A 9,322-nucleotide genomic window follows, 5' to 3' on the forward strand; every position below is an offset into this window, starting at 1 on the left:
ATCAAAATCGATTTGGGAATCCCAAACCGATTCAATCAGATCAAGACGCGCTCTATTGCCGTGCGGCAGCGCTCGACGAGGTCCATCCAGTCGCGTGCGATGCGGGTTTCGAGGCCGTGGGCATAGGTCATCATGCCTGCCCAGATCAGCGCGAATACGAGAGCGAAGCTGGTGAGCATCAAGACCAGGCGCCTTGCCAGGGGCGTGACGACCATAACCGAATCTCCCTTGTCCCGCCCTGAGTGTAACAGCGCTTGGGCCATGGGCCAGCGCCCGCCTGCGGGAAGATCCGACCAAAGTTGCCCTCTAGAGCCGTTCGGGATTTGATCGGCTCAAATCCTTGGCTCCAAGCCCTTGTTTTGTCGCGTGTCCGAACCGCAAAGCCGGTTCCATCCCCGATCGCGTCGAGGACATGGTTTTGCTGGATACGCTCTAAAGCGCTTTTATTGTTGCACGAAGTCTTGCGCTTGGCGCTCAATTGGACCATTGTGGCCATGTCGATTTATCAAAAAGGGCAAGGCCGTACCGATGCGCCGCAGTGAAAACCGCGCAATCGCCATAGCCGCCAGCAGGCAAAAAGCCTTGCAGGCCCGTATCCTTATGGGTTCGGCGCTGCTGCTTTCCGCTGCCCTCCTACTTCTCCTTATCAGCCCCTGGTAACCGGCGGTCTGCCTTTTGCGCAGACGGGTCGTCAGGGGATTTTGCCATAACGCCGAACATCAATGTCCGGCCATAACCTGCTGCAAATGCAAAGCCAGACCGCGCAGGTGGCCGATCAAGGAAGAACAAGATGACCAGCCAAGCCAATACCGACCGCGTCTATATTTTCGACACCACGTTGCGCGACGGAGAGCAGAGCCCCGGCGCCACAATGACGCTGGAAGAAAAACTCCAGATTGCCGACATTCTCGACACGATGGGCGTCGACATTATCGAGGCGGGGTTTCCCATCGCCTCGAATGGCGATTTCGAGGCCGTATCGACAATTGCCAAGCGCGCCAGGAATTCGGTGATCTGCGGTCTGGCCCGCGCCATTCCCGCCGATATCGACCGTGCCGGGGAGGCGGTGCGGTTTGCCAAGCGCGGGCGCATTCATACCTTTGTCTCCACGTCGCCCATCCATCTGGCTCATCAGATGAAAAAATCCGAGGACGAGGTGCTCGAAATCGTCATCAAGACGGTGGCGCAGGCCCGCAATCTGATCGACGACGTTGAATGGTCGGGAATGGACGCAACCCGCACGCCCATCGAATTTCTCGCCCGTTGCACCGAAGCGGCGATCAACGCCGGCGCGACGACGATCAATATCCCCGACACTGTCGGATATTCGACGCCGGAAGATTATTACCGGCTGATCCACGATCTGATCGAAATGGTGCCCAATGCGGACAAGGCGATCTTTTCCACCCATTGCCACAACGATCTGGGCATGGCGGTGGCCAATTCGCTGGCCGGCGTGCGGGCCGGAGCGCGACAGGTGGAGTGCACGATCAACGGGATCGGGGAACGCGCAGGTAACGCGGCGCTCGAAGAGGTGGTGATGGCGCTGCGCACGCGCGCCGATGCCTTGCCCTATCACACGGAAATCGAAACGACCCATCTCTCGCGCGCTTCGCGGACGGTGTCGGCGGCGGCCAATTTCCCGGTCCAGTACAACAAGGCCATCGTGGGCAAAAATGCCTTCGCCCATGAGAGCGGCATCCATCAGGACGGCATGCTCAAGAACGCCTCGACCTACGAAATCATGACCCCGGAAAGCGTGGGGATCAAATCGACCTCGCTGGTGATGGGCAAGCATTCGGGCCGCCACGCCTTCAAGGAAAAGCTCAAAGATCTGGGGTACGAACTGGCCGACAACCAGTTCCAGGAAGCGTTTCAGCGCTTCAAGGATCTGGCCGACCGCAAAAAGCATGTCTATGACGACGACATCATCGCGTTGGTCGACGACGAAATGGGCTCGGGCGCCGACCGTATCAAGCTGGTGGACATGAGCGTGACCTCCAAGACCGGGGGTGTGCATCGGTGCGAACTCAAGGTGGCCGTGGATGGGGCACCGGTGGACGTGTCGCTGGATGGCACCGGATCGGTCGATGCGATCTTTTCGGCGATCAAGGCAGCGGTGAATGCCCAGCCGCATCTGGTGCTCTACGCCGTCGATGGCGTGACGGGCGGCACGGACGCGCAGGCCAACGCGCATGTGCGGCTTGAAATGAACGGTCGCATCGCCTCGGGCAATGCGACCGAGCCCGATACGCTGGTGGCCTCGGCCCGTGCCTATCTCAATGCGTACAACCGGCTGCTGGTCGAACGCGGCGCACCGGCGCAGGGCGCGCTGGCCGGCTGATCTTTACCGCCTGCGATGAGGCATGAGGAGGATTTGCGGTTTGGGGACCCGCGAAATTCCTCCTCGTCATCGTTTTGTCGCGCTTTCGAACCGAATAAGTGGGTTCGACTGATCCTGAAATCGCTCCGGGGGGCGACCATATAGTGGCAATCGGGGCCGAGATTCGTGGCGTGCTCACCGGCTTTGGGCTGGTTGCGGCAGGTGTTCTGGTGCTGGCGCAGGTCGATCTCGGTCTGCCCGGCCAATCATTGCTGCAATCGCTGCAACTGCATATGGGGGTGGCCCTTTTGGGTCTCGCCCTTTTGCTTGCGCTGGCCAGGGCGCGGTGGCGGGCCGGGCTGGTGGTCGCCATGGCGGTGTTTGCCGGCGGGCATGTGATGTGGCGCGTGGCTGACCAGTATGAGGGGCGGGGGGCTCTGGCGGGGCTCGAGCGCGCGGCCCAATTCACGCTTTTGAGCTTTAACGTGCTTAACTCCAACGACCGCCACGAGGAGCTGGCAGATTATATCGCCGGGTCGGGGGCCGATTTTGCCTTTATCATGGAGGCGGGGCGGCTGCGGCAGCATTTCGAGCAACTCGAAGCGGTCTATCCCTATCGTGTCGGTTGCGAGCAGGGCGGCCCCTGCGATCTGCTCATGCTCTCGAAATTGCCGTTGGAGAACGCCGAAATCCGCTCGCTGGGCAATACCCATCCCAACCGGATGATCGTCGCACAAACCGAGATTGGCGGCGAAGCGCTGACGCTGGTCGCCGCGCACCTGACCAAGCCCTATTTCGACGATGCGGGACTGTTCGAAGCGCGGCGCCTGACGCGGCAATTGGCGGCAATCGAGGGGCCGCTGGTTCTGGCATGGGATTTCAACTCCGCCCCCTGGGCAGATGCGATCGATGATCTGGTGCATGGGGCCGCGCTTTTGCCGCCCCCCCGTTACAACGCGACCTGGCCGACCGAATTGGGGCCATTGGGCATCCCGATCGATCACATGTTTTCGCGCGCGCCGATCATCATCGAGGATATCGAGGCGCTGTCCGACCCCCTGGGGTCGAACCATCTGGGACTGATCGCGAAACTGGCAATCGTGGCCGAATAGATCAGGCCGCGGATTCGGGGGACCAGCCCGCGGTATCGGCGAGGGAGAATTTTACACTCCAGCGTCCCGGTGCGGCCTGCGACCCGGACGGGCGGGCGAGGAGCGCCGCATAATCGGCACGCGCGAGGACGGTGCCGCCGAGCGCCTGGACCCATGGCGACATGATCTGATGATCGACTGCCGTGAACCCGGCGTCGGCGAGGTGATGATAGAGGCTCACGATGGCGAATTTGGATGCGTTGTCGGCAGTATGGAACATCGACAGCGCGGAAAAGACCGGGCCGACGGTCACGCCGAACAGGCCGCCCACCAGTTTGTCGTCGGCGTCGAAAATTTCCACCGAATGGGCATGTCCTTCGCCATGAAGCCCCATATAGAGCGCGCGGGCCTTCGGGGTGATCCAGGTGAGGTGCGGGCGCGATGGATCGCGCGGCGCGGCGCAGCCATCGATCACGCCGGCAAAATCGGTATCGAACGCCACCTGCATGTCCGAGCCACGCATGGTGCGGCGGAACCGCTTGGCGATGTGAACCGAGGCAAGATCCATGACGGCGCGTTCGGGTGGCGACCACCATTTCATGGCCCCCCAATGGCCCTGCGGATAAAAGCCGCGCGCCATGGCCTGGAGAACCACAGGTGTCGACAGATCATCGGCAAGTCCTGCAAATCCGGGCGGGGATTTGCGGATGCGCGAGGCATCGGGAACCGGGGCGGGACGCAACAGCCTGTCGCCGACGAGACCAGCCACCAGCCCCGGAAAATGCTGCACGCGCTGGGGCTTGAGCCAGTACGCCGTGGCAAGTGCCAAACGGCCAAGGCTGTAATTGCCTTGCCGGGAAGGGCCGGGTTGGGGAAGGCTGTTCATTTGGAAAGGCTCCGGGGGAGAACTGGGCGGACCATAGGCTGAAACCATTGCCGGGCGCTTACCGTAATTGCTTAAAATACGAAGAAACCCGCATGTTCACGCGGCTTTGACTTGCGGTTGAAGGTGTGGGCGTTCCAACTGACGAAAACGAGGAGGTGCAGCATGCATCGCAGATTTATTGCTTTGGCGGCCGCCGCGAGCGCGTTTGCCGCCACTCCCGCACTGGCCGATACGGCGCTTTTCGCCGGCGGGTGCTTCTGGAGCGTGGAATCCAATTTCGAAAAGGTCGAAGGCGTCTCCGAAGCCGTGTCGGGCTTTGCCGGTGGCCATGTGGAAAATCCCACCTACAATCAGGTCGCCTATGGTGGCGATACCGGCCATTACGAAAGCGTCGAGATCACTTTCGATCCTGAGGTGGTCAGCTATGAAGAGCTTCTGACGGTCTATTGGCACACGACCGACCCCACCGATGCCGCCGGTCAGTTCTGCGACAAGGGACCGATGTATAAGCCGGCGATTTTTGCGCTCAACGATGAGCAGGCTGCCATTGCCGAAGCCAGCAAGGCCGCCATTGCCGAATCGAGCGGCTATACCATCGTCACCGAGATCAAGCCGGCAGCCACGTTCTATCCGGCAGGGCCCGAGCACCAGGATTTCTATAAGACCAACGCCGCCCATTATGAGCGCTATCGGATCGGGTGCGGGCGCGATGTGGTGATCCGCGAGCTTTGGGGCGATCAGGCCTTTCTGGGAACCAGCGAGAACCCTTTCTCTTAGGCATCGCGAAAAAGCATTGAATTGGGTGGACAGCGTGAATGGCGTTTGCTAGAGAGGCGCCACTCTGGCGGTGCGGAGACGCGCTGCCCGATGGATCGGGTGTATAGCTCAGTTGGTAGAGCAGCTGACTCTTAATCAGCGGGTCCAAGGTTCGAATCCTTGTACACCCACCAAAATCCTCAAATAATGACGAAGTCTTGCGAGCCGATCCTCGATCGGTTCTGTAAGCCTTTGATTCAATGCCTAAAGTTCTGGTTTACCAGTTTGGCAATTGAGGGGCTTTATTGGCTTTGCGGAAAGCATTCCATAGGGGCTGGCCGTTAGGGTTGGGTCAAATTGAACTGACCCGGTGACGCCAATGTCCTTGACCAGCCATTCGCCAACGATGACCACCCTTGCCCCTGTCACAGCGGGCGTTTCGAAGAGGAACGGGACGCTGCTGGAGCATCGTGTTTTGCCCGGTGGAGAGTGGGACCGGCTCGTCTCGACATTTGACGGCGTCTGCCAGGAGCAGCTTTTTGCCTATGCCAGTCTGCGCTGGCCGGGGGTCGATCTGGAGCCTGTCCTGTTTTCCGAGGCCGATAAAGTACTGGGCGGCGCCCTGGTGATGTTGCAGCGGCTGCCGCTGGGCGTGGCCACAGTGGCGCTGATCAAGTGGGGGCCTTTTCTTGCGCAGAGCGAGGGGCCGGACCGTGACGTGGTCATGGAGCGTATGATCGATACGCTCGTGGCCGAATACGCCTCGAGGCGCTCCATGATGGTTTCGATCATGTCCCATGCCGAGGCCGGCGAGGTCAACGGCATGGCCGCAATGCTTGCGGCACGCGGGTTCAAACCCGGTGTTGGCGTGAAATACCCCATGCGGTACGTGGTCGACGTTTCGCTCGACGATACGGCACGGCTGGCTGCGTTCAGTCAGAAATGGCGCTACAATCTGCGCAAGGCCATGAAGGCCGGGCTCGCGTTCGAAACAGGAGCGCCCGGCGATATCGGCCGGTTCATGACGCTCTATCGGGCGATGAGCGAGCGCAAGCTGTTCCCCGATTACTCAGGCATCGATACACTCGAGGGGCTGATGGCCATGCCGGACGGGACGGCGCGGCCCGAGCTGTTTTTTGTCTCGCAAGGGGACAAGACAATCGCTGGGGCGGCAATTTTTACCGCCGGGACGACGGCATGCTATCTGTACGGCGCAACCGATGACGCCGCGCTGGATTTGCGCGCCGGTTATCTGCTGCACTGGCACATCATCGGGTGGTTGCGCGACAATACCAAAGCCAGGCTATACGATCTGGGCGGCACCGATGGCTTTGCCGGTCTGCATCAGTTCAAGAGCGGGATGGTGGGCGATGCGGGCCATATCAGCCCCTTGCCGCCGACAATGAATTTTGCCTCGCACTGGCCGGCCTTTGCGGCGGGTACAGCGGCGTACAAGGGCCGCGAGATGCTGACGCGCGGGCGCGATGCGGTGCTGACGGCTCGGCTTGAAATGCAGAAACGGCTCAGGCGCGGCGCGCGGGCCTAAGGCCAAGGGAAAGTCCACGAATGTCGATAGCCGGAAGGCTTGCCTCGAAATCGGTGATGATTTTTGCCCTGCGCATTTTTGGCGCGGGGTTCATCTTTCTTGTGCAGGCGGCCATTTCCCGTGTTTGGGGCGCGCAATCGCTTGGCGACTTCCTGCTGGTTATTGCGGCGGCCAATCTGATCGCGGTTATGCTGCCGCTGGGTTTCCAGACCGTCTCGACCTATTTTTCCGCGGAGTACGGCTCGCGCGGTGAGGGCAACCATCTGCGGCGATTCGTAGGCCGGGCCTATATCCAGATGGCGTTGATGGGCGTGGCCATTCTGGCACTGGGCTGGCCGCTGACGTTCGTTCTGGGCGAGGCGGGTGCGCATCTGCGCCCGATCTGGGTGCAGACGGCGCTGATCGGGATTGCGACGGCCATTACCTATATCAGCACCACGACGCTGGTGGGGCTCAAGCACCCCATGACGGGCTATCTGCCAGACATGATTTTCAGGCCGGCGCTCACGCTCGGCGCATTCGGTGCCGTGGCGCTGATGAGCCCGGTTGCCGATCTTGGCCTCATGCTGTGGGTGCTGGCAGGGGCGCTTCTGGTCCTGTTCGGGTTCCAGAGCATCTGGGTGAGGCGAGCCGTGGTGGCGGTGCCGCGCGATGATGCTCTACGTCAAAGCGAGCCTCGGCGCTGGTGGCGCTTTGCGACGCCCTGGGTGCTCATTACGCTCGCTTCGGACTATTTTTTCGACATCAATCTGATCCTGCTGGCCGGGCTGCTCGATCGCACCGATCTGGCCATTTTCGGGGTCAGTACGCGGATTTTCGCACTGGCCTCGTTCGGAGTGGTTGCGGTCTATGCGTTGACGCTGCCCAATATGTTCGACGCTGAGCGTGATGCCGATCGCGGTGCCTTCGGGAAACGGGTGGGAGAGGCCAATCTGGTGGCGACGGGGCTGGCGCTGGCGCTGTTTGTTGGCGTTTTGCTGGTCGGGCGCTACGCGCTGATGCTGTTCGGCGACGAGTTTGCCGATGGGGCGCTGCCGGTGGCCATATTGTGCCTCGGGCTGGTGGTCAGAGCAGCGTTCGGGCCGGCCTCGCTGGTGCTTTCGATGCATGACCGGCCATGGGCCAGCCTGCCCTCGGTCGGGCTTGGCCTTGTGGCGCTGATTGTGGGCAATTTGACGCTGGTGCCGCCCTACGGGCTGATGGGCGCGGCGATATCGGCGTTCATCGCGATTTCGCTGTGGTCGGTGTCGCTGTGGGCGACGGCGCTTTACCGGGCAAAGATCGATGTCTCGATCTTCGGGCGCTTCCGGGCCGTTGCGGCCTAGCGGTCCAGCAACGCCCGCGCCTTGAGCTTTAGGCGGGTGGCCAGCGGCAGGGAAATGCCGTCGTCATAGCCCTCGGTTACCTTGGTGAACTTGCGTTCCATGACGAAATAATCCTCGCCGAAGATGTGATCTTCGAGGTGAGCGACCTGGGCATAGCCATAGCGCTTGAGCAGGACCAGAGCCGGGCGGTTGTCGGGGCGGGTATAGGTCGAGGCCTTGTGGAAGCGTGAATTGTCCCAATGGGAAATGAAGGCCTCCATGCCAAACCGGCCCAGCGGGGTGCCGCGATAATCGGGATAGATCGCCGACCAAAACTGGAAGATCGTTCCGTTGGCCGGGCCGGATATCAGGAACCCTCCGGTCTTGCCGTCCATTTCGAGCAGCAGGATGTGCCAGGGATCGACTTCGAGCAGGGTCCGCAGGAAGGTGCGGTTGAACCGCGCTTTTTCGAACGCTTTGAAGCGTTCGCCGTAATAGGGCATGGAGTCGATCAAATCCATCAGCTCGCGATGGACATCGGCGATGTCGGCATGGGTCGCCGCCCGCGCGGTCATCTGTGCGTCGGTCATGGTCTTTCCCCGGTTTGCGGCCCAGACTAGCGGTATGTCCGCTAAAAAAGGGTTTGCGGGACACGGGGCAAAATCGATCATATCGAAACTTGCGCGATTTGGCGTCCAGCCCCGCCTTGCAGTTGGCTGAATCGGCGGGTTAAGACAGAGGCAACAAGCTATAAAGCGGAGGAATGGTCATGAGTTCAGAAGTGTTTGCGCCGTCGGAAGAGGTTGTCGCGAAAACCAGCGTCACCGCTGAGCAGTATGACCGGATGTATCAGCGTTCGGTTTCGGACCCCGACGGGTTCTGGGGCGAGCACGCACTGCGCATCGATTGGATCAAACCCTTCACCAAGGTCAAGAACACAAGCTTTGAATGGCCCGACATCTCGATCAAATGGTTCGAGGATGGCCAGCTCAATGTTGCTGCCAATTGTATCGACCGGCATCTCGCTGAGCGCGGGGACACGGTCGCGATCATTTTCGAGCCCGACGACCCCAAGGCGGATGCGCGCCATATCACCTATCGTGAGCTGCACGAGGAGGTGTGCCGGTTTGCCAATGTTCTCAAACAGCTCGGCGTTCAAAAGGGCGAGCGGGTGACCATCTACATGCCGATGATCCCCGAGGCGGCCTATGCCATGCTGGCCTGCGCGCGGATCGGCGCTGTGCATTCCGTGGTGTTTGGCGGGTTCTCCCCCGACGCGCTGGCCGGACGGGTCAACGACTGCGATTCCCGCGTCATCATCACCGCCGACGAGGGCTGCCGCGGTGGCAAGAAGGTGCCGCTCAAGGTCAATGTCGACACGGCCATGGCCGATTGCCCCGGCGTGGAAAAGGTTCT

The 9,322-nt window shown here is 61.0% G+C and carries 9 protein-coding genes and 1 tRNA gene; 7 read left to right on the forward strand and 3 right to left on the reverse strand.

Annotated elements, in window-relative coordinates:
* Positions 1-35: 35 nt before the first annotated feature.
* A complete protein-coding gene (locus tag AACZ55_RS14030) occupies positions 36-215 on the reverse strand; it encodes a hypothetical protein (protein ID WP_339647091.1) in 180 nt (59 codons plus the stop codon).
* Positions 216-790: 575 nt separating this feature from the next.
* Here AACZ55_RS14030 and AACZ55_RS14035 point away from each other — a divergent pair.
* Positions 791-2,344 (forward strand): 2-isopropylmalate synthase, encoded by a 1,554-nt coding sequence (locus AACZ55_RS14035; RefSeq protein ID WP_339647093.1) that lies wholly within the window; start codon positions 791-793, stop codon positions 2,342-2,344.
* A 98-nt stretch (positions 2,345-2,442) separates the two neighbouring features.
* Positions 2,443-3,435 carry an endonuclease/exonuclease/phosphatase family protein gene (locus AACZ55_RS14040; RefSeq protein ID WP_339647096.1) on the forward strand — a complete coding sequence of 331 codons (993 nt, stop codon included), beginning with the start codon at positions 2,443-2,445 and terminating at the stop codon, positions 3,433-3,435.
* A gap of 1 nt (position 3,436) precedes the next feature.
* Here AACZ55_RS14040 and AACZ55_RS14045 read toward each other — a convergent pair whose 3' ends face one another.
* The gene (locus AACZ55_RS14045) at positions 3,437-4,300 is read right to left on the reverse strand and encodes a leucyl/phenylalanyl-tRNA--protein transferase (RefSeq protein WP_339647099.1); all 864 of its coding nucleotides are present in this window, start codon (positions 4,298-4,300) and stop codon (positions 3,437-3,439) included.
* Positions 4,301-4,462: 162 nt separating this feature from the next.
* On the opposite strand from AACZ55_RS14045, the gene msrA reads away from it, so the two are divergent.
* From msrA to AACZ55_RS14065, 4 genes are all read left to right on the forward strand, one after another.
* Entirely contained in the window at positions 4,463-5,077 is a 615-nt protein-coding gene (gene msrA / locus AACZ55_RS14050; protein WP_338610040.1) for a peptide-methionine (S)-S-oxide reductase MsrA, read from the forward strand.
* 97 nt (positions 5,078-5,174) lie between these two features.
* A tRNA-Lys gene (locus AACZ55_RS14055) sits at positions 5,175-5,250 on the forward strand.
* Positions 5,251-5,435: 185 nt separating this feature from the next.
* Complete coding sequence (locus AACZ55_RS14060) at positions 5,436-6,602, forward strand: GNAT family N-acetyltransferase (protein ID WP_339647102.1); 1,167 nt, start codon at positions 5,436-5,438, stop codon at positions 6,600-6,602.
* Between the two features lie 20 nt (positions 6,603-6,622).
* Positions 6,623-7,927, forward strand: a complete 1,305-nt coding sequence (locus AACZ55_RS14065; RefSeq protein WP_339647105.1) for a polysaccharide biosynthesis C-terminal domain-containing protein — start codon at positions 6,623-6,625, stop codon at positions 7,925-7,927.
* On the opposite strand, the gene AACZ55_RS14070 is transcribed toward AACZ55_RS14065, so the two are convergent.
* The gene (locus AACZ55_RS14070; protein ID WP_339647108.1) at positions 7,924-8,496 is read right to left on the reverse strand and encodes a hypothetical protein; all 573 of its coding nucleotides are present in this window, start codon (positions 8,494-8,496) and stop codon (positions 7,924-7,926) included. The genes AACZ55_RS14065 and AACZ55_RS14070 overlap by 4 nt on opposite strands.
* 179 nt (positions 8,497-8,675) lie before the next feature.
* Between AACZ55_RS14070 and AACZ55_RS14075 the strand changes: the two genes are divergently transcribed.
* Positions 8,676-9,322 (forward strand): AMP-binding protein (locus tag AACZ55_RS14075; RefSeq protein WP_339647111.1); only part of this gene is annotated, 647 nt, incomplete at its 3' end.

It is taken from the genome of uncultured Pelagibacterium sp. (assembly GCF_963972885.1).
Lineage (GTDB): Bacteria > Pseudomonadota > Alphaproteobacteria > Rhizobiales > Devosiaceae > Pelagibacterium > Pelagibacterium nitratireducens.